The organism is Pseudomonas sp. DC1.2 (assembly GCF_034351645.1).
Classification (GTDB): domain Bacteria; phylum Pseudomonadota; class Gammaproteobacteria; order Pseudomonadales; family Pseudomonadaceae; genus Aquipseudomonas.
In genome coordinates this window covers 4,453,648-4,469,160 of record NZ_CP133782.1, presented here as the reverse complement: position 1 = coordinate 4,469,160, position 15,513 = coordinate 4,453,648, and the positions used below count along the sequence as shown (strand labels likewise).

Here is a 15,513-nt window from a genome sequence, read left to right as displayed (position 1 = left end):
TGCCAGGCCGCAATCAAACAGCCCGCGTGAATGTCCATTCACGCGGGCTGTTGCGTTTTATGCGTGTGGCAAGCGGACGAGGGTCATGCCTGTGCGCCTGAGCGCGGTGCTCAAGTCGGCGGGGGTTTCATAACGTCGAGCGCTGATGGAAGGCCAGGAAGGTCGTTCGATGTAAAAACGATGGCCATCGCGCAGGATCGGGGTGCGAACCAGTAAGCCGTTACTGCTGCGGTGAACGATCACCGTGTGATCGATACCGTCAGTGAGGGTGAACATGCCCGCACTGGGCAGGCCATCCTCCAGCGCTTGTGCCTGGATCACGCTTTTCGGTGTTTTGATTTGTAGCAACAAGTCATTTTTTACGAAGCCTGCTGATTGTCCTGGCCGCGCTTCATAGGCCACACCCGGATCGGCCTTGATGCTGGCGGGTTCATCCAGGCCCACGCTGTCAATGCGTAGCCCGATCCCACCTTCCAGCTCGCTCAGACCCGCCGCGCCTTCAAAGGTGTTGGCGTGGCTATTACCCACCAACGCCACCCATTTGTGTGCGCCGCGCGCGGCTTGATCGGCACCGATCACCGTTTTGGCGAAGTAGTTCATCATCTTCTGTCGAAACGTTTCGTCGGCACCCTCGATTCCGCTGCTGCGGTAGCTGGCCATGCAATCGATAGCCTGAACGCGGATGTTGTTTTTTTGCGCGGTCCTGATGACTTGTTCAAAAGTGAATTGGCCACTGGGGTCGGTGTGAAAGCCCGCGTCGAGGTTTTGGAGGTAGCGCTCCAGCCCCTCGGGCATCTCTGCGGTCCTGTTAAACACGTCCAGATCAACTTGATGGAAATCGGTCAGCAGATGTTCCATGTACAGGGTTTTGACTTTTTGTTTACTCAGCACCTGCATGTGCTCGATCAAAAACTGCTTGCTGCCTACGCTGGAATGGCTCTCACCGACCACCAGGGCGGATGAGCGGTTAAGCAGGGTCTTGATGATGTCCTTGGTTTTGGCGGAGGGGATGAAGGTTGGAATCGACGGTCTGGTCGGTATTTGCAGGTTTGAATAAAAAATTTCGGCGTCGTTGTACAGGGTTCTCCGCAGTTTTTTGAAAGCCTCAAACTCGTTGTTCGGGTTGTTTATATTTACGAAACCGTCCTTCAGGTCCCATTTGCTGAGGTTGCCCTCGGCCGCGGGCTTGAGTGCCGACTTGAGTGCTGGCGGGACATCGTAGGCCGTTGCCGGTGCGTCGAAATCAGGCAATGCCACCTCCGCTGGGCCGCGCGTAAAAAGACTGGAGAGTTTGCCGCCGCCGTAAAGTCCTGCGCGGGTAATGGGCACCCATTGGCCAAGTTCATCCATTCGTACCGGCAGGTTGCGGTAAAAGGAGTGGGGGTTGATCGGGTCGATAATCGCCCAGGTCTTCAGTTCATTGAGGTAACGCACGAGGTAAAAGCGGTCATCAATGGCAATGTAGTTACCCCCGGTTTCAGGCTGATAAATACCGCGAAACCGGCCTTCGTCGCTGACCGGGGAAACACCGTCGACAATCTCATTGGTTTCAAACGGTGCCAGTACCTCGGCTTCGCTTGGGTTCGTCGGTATGAGGTCGGTGGGCGTCCGTGGTGCAGTGCCCTTTTCAATCTCTGTTCTCGGATCTTCTTCGAGCGAGAGCGATTCTTCAACGTCCAACGCTTCGGCCAATTCGCTGGCGCCTCTAAGAAACGGCAAATTGAACAGCACATCCACGCTGCTGAGGATCGCGCCCGTGATGGCCGCCTTGCGTTCAGCCGGCGTGGTGCCATTGATGGCCCGGTCGATGTGAAGCCCGACATTGGCCATGCCGGCGCCCACCACCATTAATGCCGCCGGCCAAGCCAGCGCGGCCAAGGGGCCGAAGGTATGGCTGAATGCGTTGAGGTAGCCGATCCACAGTTTTTTGCGTATTTCGCCGTTGGAGTGCAGCACAAAGTTCGCATCGCTGATCATGCGGGCGTGGGTGGCGTCCTTCAGGTAGCTGAAGGCGTCGCCCAGAATCTGCTTGCCCTGATGCTGATGTGCGCCGGGAGCCGTAGCGGTTAGAACGTCAAACTCATGGTTGAGGCCAATATTGTCGATGTGCGGTTGATCGAACACATGGATCAATGCGCCAACGCCGGTGAGCCACGAGAGCTTGGACAGCGTCGTTGTGGGCCGGTCCTGGAGAATATCGCGGTCCTCTTGTTGGAAGTGCATCAGCAGGCGTTCACGGCCATTAGCATCGTCGACTTCGTTGCCCAGCCATTCATGCAACTGCGCGGCCGTTGTAAAGCTGTGAAACCCTCTGGATTCACCCGGGAGGTAAAGGATGTTCAGGCCGCTGCCGTCAGTGATGCCAAGAATGTCCGTGGCCACGAAGTCGCCGACGCGAAATTGATGCACAGACAATCCTTGGGCGGCGAATGATGGGTCCATCAACATTTGCCGAGTGAGTGGCCTGCTCACATTGCCGGCGACGGCCCGCAGGACTGTGGTGAAGTGTTCACGGCACAGGTGCCCGTTTTCATAGTCTTCGATGGCTTTGGCGATGAAGGTGCATTTGGCCAGCGCGCGAAAGCTGGCGTCGTGTTTTTCCCAAAACGTCGCGATGGCGGTTTTATAACGATCACTGAAATTGATCGCCCAGAATGCTTTGAGCACCTCGTTGGAATGCAGGCGAACTTCGTTGGTTTCGTCGTAGTTTTCGGCGTCCGCACCGACGCGATAGAAGCCGCCGTAGAGGTCCAGGAGGTCGGCGTTGTCTTGATCGTGGACGTCGAAGCGTTGCATTACCAGTTGCGGGAACGTCATCGACTCCTTGGGCTTTTCAACGACGTGCTGCCAGCCGGTAAAGGTTCTGGCGCTGCTTTGAGCCGCGTGAAAACGGTGCCAGTAGACTTTGTCAGGCTCAATGTCGGTGATGTGATGGCTAACGAGGATGTCTTTGGCGATCTGGTACGCCATGGCGTACATGTCGGGACAATCGGCAACAAGGTCCGGAATCTGTGCCTGGAGGGCCAACGCATCGGCGGCATTGGGCAGGGTTGTGTAGTGAGTATCGTCCATGATGGAGCCCTTGAGAGACGTTGATGTCTGTCCACTATCTCAGGCGGAGAGGGTTTGATCTGTAGGACGATGGGACGTTGCTGGTGTCCGGTTGCAGAGGCAACAAGTAGGAAACGGCGAGTTGCCGCGCAGCGTTGCAGGTCAATCGGAATTCAGCGCCGAGCGACATCCGAAAAGTAAAACTTGTCCAGCGTGTGCCGCGATTCGGTGTACTCGAACTGGCGCCCGTCCTGTAAGAACGTCTGGTTGCTGACCACGATTACATGGCTCTGCCCATCCAGGTCCAGGTGTTGCTGGTCGTCCTTGCTGCGCGGTACCGCCTCGATGGTGCGCTGGGCGTAGGCGATTTGCAGTTGCAGGGTCTGTTCGATGAAGGCGTAGATCGACTGCTCGGCGATGTCTCGAGACAGGCCGGGGATCACGGCGTTGACGAAATGGTTGATGTCCAGGATCACCCGTTTGCCGTTGATCAGCCTTACGCGCTTGATGCGCGTAATCAGGCAGCCCTCTTCGGCCTTGATGTGTTCCAGCAGGGAGCCTTCGAGGGGAATCTGGTCGAATTCGACCACCTCGGTGCAGACGTCATTGCCCAGTCGCGGGTAGGTTTCCTGGAAGCTGACGATTCCGCCGAGCTGGAACTCTATCTGGTTGGTCGACAACACGAAGGTGCCTTTGCCGTGGACTTTCTGGGCGAAGCCGCGCTCCTGCAATTGTTCGATGGCTTTGCGCACAGTGCCGCGACTGGCGTGATAGCTATCCATCAATTCGGTTTCGGAGGGCAATCGCGCGCCGCGCTCCAGACGTTCAGTGGTGATGCTGGCAAGCAGATCGCTGTAGATCTGGTTGTATTTACTCATGTGGATTGCTCTGTACCGCGCTGTTTCAAAGCATCGAACCTTAAGGGCAGGGTAGGAGTTTGTCCATGCAGCTTTGGATTTCTTTAGCTTTGTATGTAGGAAATATCGCTGATTGCATGATTAAAAATAAACAAATTCAAACTGGTCTGTACGAGTTGTTGCTTTAACTCGTACAGACGAGTATTTTTCGTTTCGACGTGCTGCCAATAACAAAAACTACAGCGGAAGAAAAAGCATGAGCCACGATTACCCCACTATTACCAGCGAGCTGTTGCACAGCCTCGGTGGCATTGACAACCTTGAGCAGGCCGCGCATTGCGTGACCCGCCTGCGCCTGGCACTCAAGGACTCGAGCCTGGTCAATAGCACCACGCTGAACCAGATCGATCTGGTCAAAGGTTCGTTTTTCACCGGCGGCCTGTTTCAGGTTGTCATCGGCCCCGGCGACGTGGAGAAGGTGTATGCCGAACTGCGCCGACAAACCGGTCTGGCGGCATCGACCATCGCCGACGTTAAACAAAAAAGTGCGGACAAGATCAATGCCATGCAGCGCCTGGTCCGGGTATTTTCCGATGTATTCATGCCAATCCTTCCGGCACTGATCATTGCCGGCCTGCTGATGGGCATCAACAACCTCATGGGCGCCAGGGACATGTTCGTCGACGGCAGGACGCTACTCGAGGCCTATCCGACGCTCGATGGCGTCTGGAGCCTGATCAACCTGATGGCCAATACCTCGTTTGTGTTCCTGCCGGCGTTGGTGGGCTGGTCGGCGGCCAAGCGCTTTGGCGGCAGTGAAATTCTTGGCATCGTGCTCGGCTTGATGCTGGTGCATCCGGACTTGCTCAATGCCTGGAACTACGGCAAGGCCGTCGCAGGTCTCGATGGCCAGAGCCTGCCGTATTTCGATATCTTCGGCTGGTTCAAGATCGAGAAGGTCGGTTATCAGGGGCAGATCCTGCCTATCCTGCTGGCAGCCTACGTCATGAGCGTCATCGAAAAATGGCTGCGTGCGCGTGTGCCGAACGCCATTCAACTGTTGGTGGTTCCGATCACGACCATCGTCGTCACCGGCGTACTGGCGCTGGCCGTGATCGGACCGGTGACCCGGCATTTGGGAATTCTGATCACCGAAGGTGTGGTCACGCTGTTTGATATGGCGCCGATGGTAGGCGGAGCGATTTTCGGTCTGCTCTATGCCCCTCTGGTCATCACCGGCATGCACCACATGTTTCTTGCTGTCGACTTGCAACTGATCTCGATCCAGGGCGGCACGTTCATTTGGCCGATGATCGTCATGTCCAACCTCGCCCAAGGCAGCGCGGCGCTGGGGGTTTTTTACATGACCCGCAACATACGCGACAAAAGTATGGCCTCTACCTCGGCGATTTCCGCTTACTTCGGCATCACTGAGCCGGCGATGTTTGGGGTCAACCTGCGTTACAAATTCCCGTTCTATGCGGCCCTGACCGGCTCGGCGCTGGGCGGTATGTTCCTGTCGCTGAACAAGGTTCAGGCCTCGGCGATTGGCGTCGGTGGTTTGCCCGGTTTTATCTCGATCATTCCGCAGTTCATCCCCCTGTTTGTGATCGGGATGGTCATCGCCATGGTCGTACCGTTTGTCTTGACCTGTGGGTTGAGCAAGAAAATTGTCCGGCCTGGGTATCGCGTCGCCTGATCGACCACGAGCGTGGGCCAGACCGCTCCCGCAGATGATTGGCCTCCCAGTGTGGGAGTGAGCCTGCTCCCGAAGGGGCTCTCAAGCCCAGTACAAAATCAATTGAAGGAACTCAGTCATGCAAGACTGGCAACGTTCGGTGATCTATCAGATCTACCCGAAAAGCTTTCACAGCCATGCCGGCAACCCCACCGGGGATTTGCTCGGCGTCGTGGCCAAGCTCGACTACTTGCATTGGCTAGGCGTTGATTGCCTGTGGATCACGCCGTTCCTGCGCTCGCCACAGCGAGACAATGGTTATGACATCAGCGACTACTACGCCATCGACCCCAGTTACGGAACCATGGCTGATTGTGAGTTGCTGATCTGCGAGGCCGGCAAGCGCGGGATCAAGTTGATGCTCGATATCGTGGTTAATCACACCTCTACTGAGCACACCTGGTTCCAGCAGGCGCGCAGTAGCCTTGATAACCCGTACCGCGATTTTTACATCTGGCGCGACCAGCCGAACAACTGGCAGTCAAAATTTGGTGGTTCGGCCTGGGAGTATGAAGCCCAGACCGGCCAGTATTTCCTGCACCTCTTTGATCACACCCAGGCTGACCTGAACTGGGACAACCCGAAGGTCCGCGACGAAGTCTTCAAGATGATGCGTTTCTGGCGCGACAAGGGCGTGGGCGGTTTCCGTTTGGATGTGATCAACCTGATCTCCAAACCGGCCGATTTCCCTGAGGACAACAGCGACGGTCGGCGCTTCTACACTGACGGTCCACATGTCCACGAGTACTTGCAGCAAATGCATCGCGAAGTGTTCGAAGGCCACGATCTGATCAACGTCGGTGAAATGTCCTCGACCCGCCTCGATCACTGCATTCGCTACTCGCGGCCGGAATCGAAAGAACTGTCGATGACATTCAATTTCCATCACCTGAAGGTGGATTACCCCAACTTGCAGAAGTGGGCTCGCGCTGATTTTGATTTCCTCGAACTCAAACGCATTCTCTCCGATTGGCAGATCGGCATGCAGGCCGGTGGTGGCTGGAACGCGTTGTTCTGGTGTAACCACGATCAGCCACGGGTGGTTTCGCGCTTTGGTGATGACGGCGAATACCGCGTGACCTCGGCGAAGATGCTGGGCACCGCGCTGCATTTTCTCCAGGGCACGCCATTTGTTTATCAGGGCGAAGAACTGGGAATGACTAATCCAGGTTTCAACCACATCGATCAGTACCGCGATGTCGAGACCCTGAACATCCACCGCCTCAAGCGTGAGGCCGGTGAGAGTGACGCCGACAACATGGCGGCGATCATGCAGAAGTCCCGGGACAACGGCCGCACGCCGATGCACTGGAGCGACGAGCCGAACGCAGGTTTCAGCGTTGCCAAACCGTGGATCGGCGTGCCGGCCAACGCCGCGCACATCAACGTCGCTGCCCAGCTCGACGATCCGAATTCGGTGCTGCATCACTACCGTCGACTGATTGCCCTGCGCCGCGACGAAGCACTGATGTCCGACGGCGTGTACCGGCAGTTGTTGCCCGATCACTCACAAATCTGGGCGTATGTGCGTGAAGGCCACGGCGAGCGACTGCTGGTGCTGAATAACTTTTACGGCACGCCTTGCGAGGTTGAACTGGCGCAGGACGTTATCAGCCAAGCCATGGGACAGCGGCTGGTGATCAGCAACTACCCGGACGCTCCACCACGACATCAGCAGGTATCTTTAAGGCCTTATGAGTCGTTCGTTCTGCACTTGACCGAGCATTAATGCTTAACCGTTAACCGTACCGTTTCAAACAACACGCAGACATCGTGCGGGGGAATTTTGCGCGCTGTTTTTACTGCTTCACAGAATAAAAATAATGAGGTGATTCTTGAAAATAATAATAAATCGTAGCCTTGCGGCCGTCTGCGTGTGCCTGGCTTTGCCGCTGTCGGCCCAGGCGCTGGAGTTCGCAGGTTACCTGCGCAGCGGCGTAGGCACCTCCGTCAACAGCAGTTCCCAGCAATGCTTTCAATTGCAAGGTACACAGTCGAAATATCGATTGGGCAACGAATGCGAGCAGTACGCCGAACTTGAACTTCGTCAGGACGTATACACCCTGGACGATGGCTCGGTGCTCAGCGTCGATGGCATGGCCTCGCTGTATAACCAGTACGACAAGGACTTAACGTTCAACGGTGATAACGGCTCGGTGCGTATGCCACAGATGTACACGCAGTGGTCAAAACTGCCGAGCCTCAATGGCGGCTCACTGTGGGCCGGTCGGCGTTACTACAAACGTAATGACATCCACATTTCTGACTTCTACTACTGGAACCAGAGTGCCACCGGCGGCGGTATCGAGGACGTGCTCATCGGCGATCTGAAATACAGCTACGCCCTCTCGCGCAAGGACAACCTGTACCAGAAGGACTACATCAACCGGCATGACTTTAATGTCTCCGGGTTCAAGAGCAACACCGGTGGTGAACTGGAGTTCGGCCTTAGCTACATCGACAAGCCCGACAGCCGTGATGCGCATCGTGGCTGGGCGATCACCACCCAGCATGTGCAGAGTGGCTTTCTGGGCGGTAAGAACAAACTGGCCTTCCAGTACGGCGAGGGGCCCGGCACCGGGTTGGGTTATACCGGTAACGTGAAACTCGGCGACAGCAACAAAAGCTACCGTGTGGTGGAGTTCTTCGACTGGCAGGTGACGCCGCGCTTTGGCGGGCAAATCGAAGCGGTCTATCAAAAAGACATTCGTCCGGACGGCGCTGATCAAAACTGGATTTCCCTTGGGGTCCGCCCGGTTTACGCAATCACCGAGCAGTTCAAGCTGGTGACGGAATTGGGCCACGATCAAGTGAAAGCCCCGGATGGGACGCGCAAACTGAGCAAATTCACGTTCGCCCCAACCTGGTCGCCCAAAGGCCAGGATTTCTGGGCGCGCCCAGAGGTGCGTCTGTATTACACCTATGCCAGTTGGAACGAGGCCGCCAAGCGGGCGGCCAATGAATTGGCAGCAGGTTCGGCGCTGTCCGACACCGGTGCCTTTGGCACGGCGTTGCACGGTGCGAACGTTGGATTGCAGGTCGAGTACTGGTGGAAATAAGCGATGCTGTCGGAGCCTCGCGCTTCATCGGCCCTTCCAAGAACAAATCAGCAGGTGACGTCATGGCCACACCCCAACAATTGCAACTGCTCGCGCCACTATCCGGCGTACTGATGTCGCTGGATCAGGTGCCTGATCCGGTGTTTGCGAGCCGTGTGATCGGCGACGGTCTGTGTATTGACCCGACTTCGCAATCCTTGTGCGCACCGCTGGGCGGGGTGATCAGCAATCTGCAAGCGAGTGGGCATGCCGTCAGCATCACCGACGACAACGGCGTACAGATCTTGCTGCACATAGGTCTCGACACCGTGAACCTGGCTGGCAAGGGATTTACCCCATTGGTGGAGGAAGGCCAGCGGGTGGAGGCGGGGCAGGCGCTGATCGAGTTCGATGCCGATTACATAGCGCTCAACGCCCGCAGCCTGTTGACCTTGATGCTGGTGGTCAGTGGCGAGCCATTCACCTGGCGGGTGCCGGAGGTGGGCGTGGTAGAGAGTGGCCAGCCACTGCTGAGCTTGAAGAGTGCCGAGCGCGCGCCCGATGATAAGGCGCCGGAGGAGGGCCAAGTGCTGTTTTCCAGGCCCGTGACGCTGGCCAATCCCTGCGGTTTGCACGCCCGTCCGGCGGCGGTGTTTGCTCAAGCTGCGAAAGGTTTTTCGGCGAGCATTTTCCTGCATAAACAGCAGGGCCGCGCGAACGCCAAATCGCTGGTGGCAATCATGGCGCTGCAAACGGCTTACGGCGATATCGTGCGGGTCAGTGCGGCGGGAGCGGATGCGCATGCGGCGATCCAGGTGCTGGCCGAGTTGCTGATTGCCGGTTGTGGCGAAACGGTGGCGGCAGTGCCTGAGGTCGAGGCCGTGCCGATTGAAGCCTTTTCGTCTGGCCTGCTGCGTGGGGTGTGCGCTTCGGCGGGCTCCGCGTTAGGGCGTGTCGTGCAGATCACCGAGCAGGTGCTTGAGGTCGCAGAGTTCGCAACGGGGGCGCCGCAGGAGCGCGAGCACTTGTCGCGCGCGTTGGCCGAGGCCGCCCAGGCTTTGCAGCGACTGCGTGACAACGCCACTGGCGATGCGCAGACCGACATCTTCAAGGCCCATCAGCAACTGCTTGAGGACCCCAGTCTGTTGGATCAGGCCGAGGCACTGATTACCCAAGGCAAAAGCGCCGGATTCGCCTGGCGGGCGGCCACCGAGGCCACGGCCATGCTGTTCAAGAGCCTTGGCAGTCCGTTGCTGGCCGAGCGTGCCACGGACCTCGCCGACGTGGGTCAACGTGTGCTCAAGCTGATCCTCGGCGTACAGGATGGCGCGATGGATTTACCTGACGGGACCATTTTGATTGCCGAACAACTGACGCCCTCCCGGACTGCCGGGCTCGATACGCGCAAAGTCCTGGGTTTTGCCACGGTCGGTGGCGGCGCGACCAGCCACGTCGCGATTCTGGCGCGGGCCGCTGGCTTGCCGGCGATCTGCGGTTTACCCATTCAAGTGCTGGCGCTGACCAACGGTAGGCAAGTGCTGCTCGATGCTGACAAGGGCGAGCTGCATCTTGATCCGGATCTGGCGTTTATCGAGCAGCTTCAACTCAACCGGCAGCGGCAACAGAAGCGCCATCAACAACAACTGTCCGAGGCTGGCCTCGCTGCCTGTACGCGCGATGGGCATCACATCGAAGTCACGGCCAACGTCGCCTCGCTCGCTGAAACCGAACGGGCTATGACCCTGGGCGGCGAAGGTGTTGGATTATTGCGTTCGGAGTTTCTTTATCTGGACCGCAATCACGCGCCGAGCCATGAAGAACAGGCTAACACCTACAGGGCGATTGCCCGCGCGCTGGGGCCGGCGCGCAATCTGGTGGTGCGGACGCTGGATGTGGGGGGCGACAAACCGTTGGTCTATGTTCCGATGGCCAGCGAAACCAATCCGTTTCTCGGGATGCGCGGCATTCGCTTGTGCCTGGAGCGTCCGCAGTTGTTGCGTGACCAGTTCAAGGCGATCCTGAGCAGCGCCGGCCTGGCCCGTTTGCACATCATGCTGCCGATGGTCACTCAGCTGTCGGAGTTGCGGCTGGCCCGGCAATTGTTGGAAGAACAAGCCTTGGCGTCGGGCCTGACTGAGTTGCCGAAGCTGGGGATCATGATCGAAGTGCCCGCCGCTGCGCTGATGGCTGATCTATTCGCGCCCGAGGTGGACTTCTTCTCCATTGGCACCAATGACCTGACTCAATACACCCTGGCCATGGATCGCGATCATCCGCAACTGGCCAGCCAGGTTGACAGCTTTCACCCCTCAGTGTTGCGCTTGATCGCCAGCACGGTGAAGGCCGCCCACGCCCATGGTAAATGGGTGGGTGTCTGTGGTGCGCTCGCTTCCGAGACGTTGGCGACGCCGCTGCTGTTAGGGCTGGGCGTGGACGAACTGTCGGTAAGTGTGCCGCTGATTCCGTCGATCAAGGCAGCGGTTCGCGAGGTTGACCGGCACGGCTGTGAGCTGATCGCCCGGCAGGTAATGGGCCTGGAAAGCGCCGAGCAAGTGCGCGAGGCGTTGCGGTTACACCGCGCGGCGACCGTCGATATTTCACCCGTGTTGGAGAGCTGAGTATGTTCGAGAAAATACAGCGGTCGCTCTGGAGAGCGTTGACCCCGGATCTGGTTGTGGATGAGCCGACGGTCGTGGCTCAGGTTGATTCGGGGTTGGCGCCGCAGGTCGTGGCCGCATTGGGAGGCGTCGCTAACCTCAAGTCGCAGCAGCCGTTGGCGCTGACTCGGGTAAGGGTGGAATTGCGCGATGTCGGGCGAGTGGATCGGCAGGTTTTGAATAGGGCTGGGGTGTCAGGCGTCATGATGTTGGAGGCTGGGGTGATGCACTTGATCCTAGGCCTCCAACACTGATCGTTCTCGCGCTGGGGGACGATCGGTAGCAAGCTTGCGGCCATCCGCACCCCTACCCTTACTGTTTCTCAACCGCAGGTGTATCGTATTCGCCTTTTGCAGGCTCAGGCCTGTCGCTGATACGTGAGGTAGTTGAGTTCATGTCCTTTACCCGTCGACAAATACTCGGTGGTCTGGCCAGTCTTGTAGTGGTTGGCGTGGGGGCCGGTGGTGCATCGCGTTACTGGCTGGGCAAGCGGGCCGATGCCGCCGCGGGCCATGACTATGAGTTGATTGCCGCACCGTTGGACGTTGAACTGGTAGCTGGGCACAAAACCCAGGCCTGGGCGTTCGGCCCGTCGGCGCCGGGCACCGAGTTGCGGGTGCGTCAGGGCGAGTGGCTGCGGGTGCGTTTCATCAATCATTTGCCGGTTGCCACCACGATTCACTGGCACGGCATCCGTTTGCCACTGGAAATGGACGGTGTGCCCTATGTCTCGCAGTTACCGGTGTTGCCGGGGGAATACTTCGACTACAAATTCCGTGTGCCGGACGCCGGCAGCTACTGGTATCACCCGCACGTTAACAGCAGCCAAGAACTCGGCCGTGGTCTGGTCGGGCCGCTGATCATCGAAGAACGTGAGCCGACCGGTTTCAAGTATGAGCAGACCCTGAGCCTCAAGAGCTGGCATGTCGACGAGGAGGGCGCGTTTGTGCCGTTCAGCATTCCTCGCGAGGCGGCTCGTGGCGGTACGGCGGGGCGGCTGGCGACCATCAATGGCGTCCCGCAAGCGGTGATCGACTTGCCCGCCGGGCAGATCACCCGTGTGCGTTTGCTCAACCTCGATAACACTCTGACCTACCGCATCAACATTCCCGGTGTTGAAGCGCAGATCTATGCGCTGGACGGCAACCCCGTCGAGCCGCGACCGTTGGGCAAGGAGTATTGGCTTGGCCCCGGCATGCGTATTTGTCTGGCGATCAAGGCACCACCGGCCGGCGCAGAACTGTCCCTGCGCAACGGCCCGGTTCGCTTGGGCACCTTGCGTTCAGTGGCCAACAGCGATGCGCCGAGCCTGTGGCCGCCAGCGCTGCCGGCCAACCCGATTGCCGAGCCGGACCTGGCCAATGCCGAGAAGCTGAACTTCAATTTCGAATGGGTCGGTTCGGTGTCGGTTAACGTCGACAACGGCAAACCGCCAAGCCTCTGGCAAATCAACGGCAAGGCTTGGGACATCACCGACAAGACGTGCGCCGACCGTCCGATTGCCAAGCTTGAGAAAGGTAAAAGCTACATTTTTGAATTGAAAAACATGACCCAATATCAGCACCCCATCCACCTGCATGGCATGAGCTTCAAGGTGATTGCTTCGAACCGGCACAAGGTCATACCGTATTTCACCGACACCTACCTGTTGGGCAAGAATGAGCGCGCGCAAGTAGCGCTGGTGGCGGATAACCCAGGGGTATGGATGTTCCATTGCCACGTGATCGACCACATGGAAACCGGCCTGATGGCCGCCATCGAGGTGGCCTGATGCGCCAGATACGTCCTGCCGCGATCATTGATCGCAGTCGTGATCGAGACTTCATGCGCGAAGCCCTGGTTCTTGCCGCCGAAGGCGCGGCACTGGGCGAAGTGCCGGTGGGCGCGGTGCTGGTGCAGAACGGCGAAATTATCGGCCGTGGCTTCAACTGTCCCATCAGCGGCAGCGACCCCAGCGCGCACGCCGAAATGGTCGCAATCCGCGCGGCGGCGTTGGCGGCCAGCAACTATCGACTGCCCGGTAGTACGCTTTATGTGACGCTTGAACCTTGCAGCATGTGCGCCGGCCTGATCGTTCACTCGCGCATCGCGCGGGTGGTGTATGGCGCGCTGGAGCCCAAGGCCGGGATTGTGCAGAGCCAGGGCCAATTCTTTACCCAAGGTTTTCTCAACCACCGTGTGGTGTTTGAAGGCGGGGTGTTGTCCGAGGAATGTGGGGCGGTGCTCAGCGAGTTTTTCAAAGCCAGAAGGGCTAAGTCTGCCGACTAAACACCTGGCAATGTGGGCGCGAGCCGGGTCGCTCCCACCGTTGGATCTGCATTGTCGGGGGCGGGCTTATTTGCGGGCGACAATCACCGCCCGCATCGGCGCCGGCAAGCCTTCAATCGTTTTGCTGTGATCGTCAGGATCAAGGAAGTCGCTCAGCGACTGAAACTTCATCCACTCCGTCCCGCGCTGCTCCTCAACAGTGGTCACACTCACGTCCACGCACTTCACGTCGCTGAATCCGGCGCGCCGCAACCACAACTCCAGCGCCGGCACCGACGGCAGGAACCACACGTTACGCATCTGCGCATACCGGTCTTCCGGCACCAGCACCTGTTGCTGATCACCTGCGATCACCAGGGTTTCCAAGACCAGTTCACCGCCCTTGACCAGGCAGTCCTTGAGCGCCAGCAAATGCTCGATTGGTGAGCGGCGGTGGTAGAACACGCCCATGGAAAACACCGTGTCGAAGCCTTCCATGTTCGGCGGTAAGTCTTCGAAGGGGAACGGTAGGTGCCAGGCATTAGGTGCTGACAGGTAGCGCTGCACCGCTTGGAACTGGCAGAAGAACAGCCAGTTGGGGTCGACGCCAATCACGCTGTCCGCTCCGGCACCGAGCATGCGCCACATGTAGTAACCGTTGCCGCAGCCAACATCGAGGATGCGCTTACCCTTCAAATCCAGATGCGCCGCGACGCGGGACCATTTCCAGTCCGAGCGCCACTCGGTGTCGACGTGTACGCCAAACAGGTCGAACGGACCTTTGCGCCATGGTGACAACCCCATCAGAGCGGTGCGCATTTGCGCGCGGGTTTCGTCGTCGCAGTCGGTGTCCAGCGTCAGACCGTTGAGCAAATCGATTTCGCTCGGCTGGATCTTTGGCAACGCATCCAGCGCACTTTGCCAGCGCTCCAGGTCGCCGTGACCTTTTTCCATTTTCTTATCGAGTTGTGCTTGCAGGGTGTTGGCCCAATCGGCCAGCGGTGTGCCGGCCAGACGGCGGGCGAGGGGAGACAAATCAATCATGGCAAGGCAATCAACGAGGCAAAGTTAAGACACTGGAACCACGGCACGACTTTCGAAAAACCGGCGGCCAACAGGCGTTCACGGTGTTCTTCGAGGCTGTCGGGCTTCATGACGTTTTCGATGGCACTGCGCTTCTGGGCAATTTCCAGCTCGCTGTAGCCGTTGGCGCGCTTGAACGCCACGTGCAGGTCAGTCAGTAACGCGTGTTCTTGGAGGTCGTTGAAGCGCAGCTTTTCGGAAAGGATCAGCGCGCCACCGGGCAGCAAGGACTGGCGAATACGCGCGAGCAGTGCAGTGCGCTGGTCAGGGGCGATGAATTGCAGGGTGAAGTTCAACGCCACCACGCAGGCGGGCTGGAAGTCGAGGGCGAGAATGTCGCCTTCGATCACCTCCACCTGCAGCAACTCCTGAAACATCGAGTCCTGGCCGTTGAGGTATTCGCGGCAACGCTCGACCATCGCCGCCGAGTTATCCACAGCGATCACGCGGCAACCATCGGTGCGCACGTGACGGCGTAAGGCCTGGGTCACTGCGCCCAGCGATGAACCGAGGTCGTAGAGCACGCTGTTGGGTTGTGCAAACTGTGCGGCAAGCACACCAAGGTTTTCAACGATGGTTGGGTAACCCGGCACCGAGCGCTTGATCATGTCCGGGAACACCCGCACCACATCCTCGTTAAAGGCGAAGTCGGGCACCTGGGCCAAAGGCTGGGCGAAAAGGCGATCGGGTTCTTTGCTCACGGCGGTTCCAGCGGCGTAGGTGGAAAAGGCCGGCATTTTAGCCAGATTGGCGCGCAGATGCGCGGGTTGTCTGATAAACCGCCGGGCCGGCTCTGAAGTCTGGGCCTTCAATGATCGCGCTATCGTGAGCGGGTTCGCTTG

11 protein-coding genes are annotated in these 15,513 nt (G+C 58.5%); 7 read left to right on the top strand and 4 right to left on the bottom strand.

Annotated elements, in window-relative coordinates:
- Positions 1-57 precede the first annotated feature (57 nt).
- Positions 58-3,072 carry a membrane-targeted effector domain-containing toxin gene (locus tag RHM68_RS20110; protein ID WP_322218330.1) on the bottom strand — a complete coding sequence of 1,005 codons (3,015 nt, stop codon included), beginning with the start codon at positions 3,070-3,072 and terminating at the stop codon, positions 58-60.
- Positions 3,073-3,224: 152 nt separating this feature from the next.
- Positions 3,225-3,929: a trehalose operon repressor gene (treR, locus tag RHM68_RS20105; protein ID WP_322218327.1), complete on the bottom strand. Its 705-nt coding sequence runs from the start codon at positions 3,927-3,929 to the stop codon at positions 3,225-3,227.
- 235 nt (positions 3,930-4,164) lie between these two features.
- Here treR and treP point away from each other — a divergent pair, with 235 nt between their 5' ends.
- From treP to tadA, 7 genes are all read left to right on the top strand, one after another.
- Positions 4,165-5,607, top strand: coding sequence for a PTS system trehalose-specific EIIBC component (gene treP, locus RHM68_RS20100; RefSeq protein WP_322218323.1), 1,443 nt, complete (start codon positions 4,165-4,167; stop codon positions 5,605-5,607).
- Positions 5,608-5,725: 118 nt separating this feature from the next.
- Positions 5,726-7,375, top strand: coding sequence for an alpha,alpha-phosphotrehalase (treC, locus tag RHM68_RS20095; protein ID WP_322218320.1), 1,650 nt, complete (start codon positions 5,726-5,728; stop codon positions 7,373-7,375).
- Between the two features lie 106 nt (positions 7,376-7,481).
- Positions 7,482-8,705, top strand: a complete 1,224-nt coding sequence (locus tag RHM68_RS20090) for a carbohydrate porin (RefSeq protein ID WP_322218317.1) — start codon at positions 7,482-7,484, stop codon at positions 8,703-8,705.
- Between the two features lie 62 nt (positions 8,706-8,767).
- The gene (gene ptsP, locus RHM68_RS20085; RefSeq protein WP_322218314.1) at positions 8,768-11,302 is read left to right on the top strand and encodes a phosphoenolpyruvate--protein phosphotransferase; all 2,535 of its coding nucleotides are present in this window, start codon (positions 8,768-8,770) and stop codon (positions 11,300-11,302) included.
- Between the two features lie 2 nt (positions 11,303-11,304).
- Positions 11,305-11,595, top strand: a complete 291-nt coding sequence (locus RHM68_RS20080; protein WP_322218311.1) for a PTS glucose transporter subunit IIB — start codon at positions 11,305-11,307, stop codon at positions 11,593-11,595.
- Positions 11,596-11,735: 140 nt separating this feature from the next.
- Positions 11,736-13,112, top strand: a complete 1,377-nt coding sequence (locus RHM68_RS20075; RefSeq protein ID WP_322218308.1) for a multicopper oxidase family protein — start codon at positions 11,736-11,738, stop codon at positions 13,110-13,112.
- Complete coding sequence (tadA, locus tag RHM68_RS20070; protein WP_322218305.1) at positions 13,112-13,609, top strand: tRNA adenosine(34) deaminase TadA; 498 nt, start codon at positions 13,112-13,114, stop codon at positions 13,607-13,609. Before RHM68_RS20075 ends, tadA begins: the two co-directional genes overlap by 1 nt.
- Positions 13,610-13,675: 66 nt before the next feature.
- Here tadA and cmoB read toward each other — a convergent pair whose 3' ends face one another.
- Together cmoB and cmoA are read right to left on the bottom strand one after the other, a co-directional pair.
- The gene (cmoB, locus tag RHM68_RS20065; RefSeq protein ID WP_322218302.1) at positions 13,676-14,632 is read right to left on the bottom strand and encodes a tRNA 5-methoxyuridine(34)/uridine 5-oxyacetic acid(34) synthase CmoB; all 957 of its coding nucleotides are present in this window, start codon (positions 14,630-14,632) and stop codon (positions 13,676-13,678) included.
- Entirely contained in the window at positions 14,629-15,408 is a 780-nt protein-coding gene (cmoA, locus tag RHM68_RS20060) for a carboxy-S-adenosyl-L-methionine synthase CmoA (RefSeq protein WP_322218299.1), read from the bottom strand. Before cmoA ends, cmoB begins: the two co-directional genes overlap by 4 nt.
- Between the last annotated feature and the right edge of the window lie 105 nt (positions 15,409-15,513).

Excerpts from the sequence above, each read along its gene's own strand:
- RHM68_RS20110 (WP_322218330.1), bottom strand. The coding sequence starts at position 3,072 with ATGGACGATACTCACTACACAACCCTGCCCAATGCCGCCGATGCGTTG.
- treR (WP_322218327.1), bottom strand. The coding sequence starts at position 3,929 with ATGAGTAAATACAACCAGATCTACAGCGATCTGCTTGCCAGCATCACC.
- treP (WP_322218323.1), top strand. The coding sequence starts at position 4,165 with ATGAGCCACGATTACCCCACTATTACCAGCGAGCTGTTGCACAGCCTC.
- treC (WP_322218320.1), top strand. The coding sequence starts at position 5,726 with ATGCAAGACTGGCAACGTTCGGTGATCTATCAGATCTACCCGAAAAGC.
- ptsP (WP_322218314.1), top strand. The coding sequence starts at position 8,768 with ATGGCCACACCCCAACAATTGCAACTGCTCGCGCCACTATCCGGCGTA.
- RHM68_RS20080 (WP_322218311.1), top strand. The coding sequence starts at position 11,305 with ATGTTCGAGAAAATACAGCGGTCGCTCTGGAGAGCGTTGACCCCGGAT.
- RHM68_RS20075 (WP_322218308.1), top strand. The coding sequence starts at position 11,736 with ATGTCCTTTACCCGTCGACAAATACTCGGTGGTCTGGCCAGTCTTGTA.
- tadA (WP_322218305.1), top strand. The coding sequence starts at position 13,112 with ATGCGCCAGATACGTCCTGCCGCGATCATTGATCGCAGTCGTGATCGA.
- cmoB (WP_322218302.1), bottom strand. The coding sequence starts at position 14,632 with ATGATTGATTTGTCTCCCCTCGCCCGCCGTCTGGCCGGCACACCGCTG.
- cmoA (WP_322218299.1), bottom strand. The coding sequence starts at position 15,408 with ATGCCGGCCTTTTCCACCTACGCCGCTGGAACCGCCGTGAGCAAAGAA.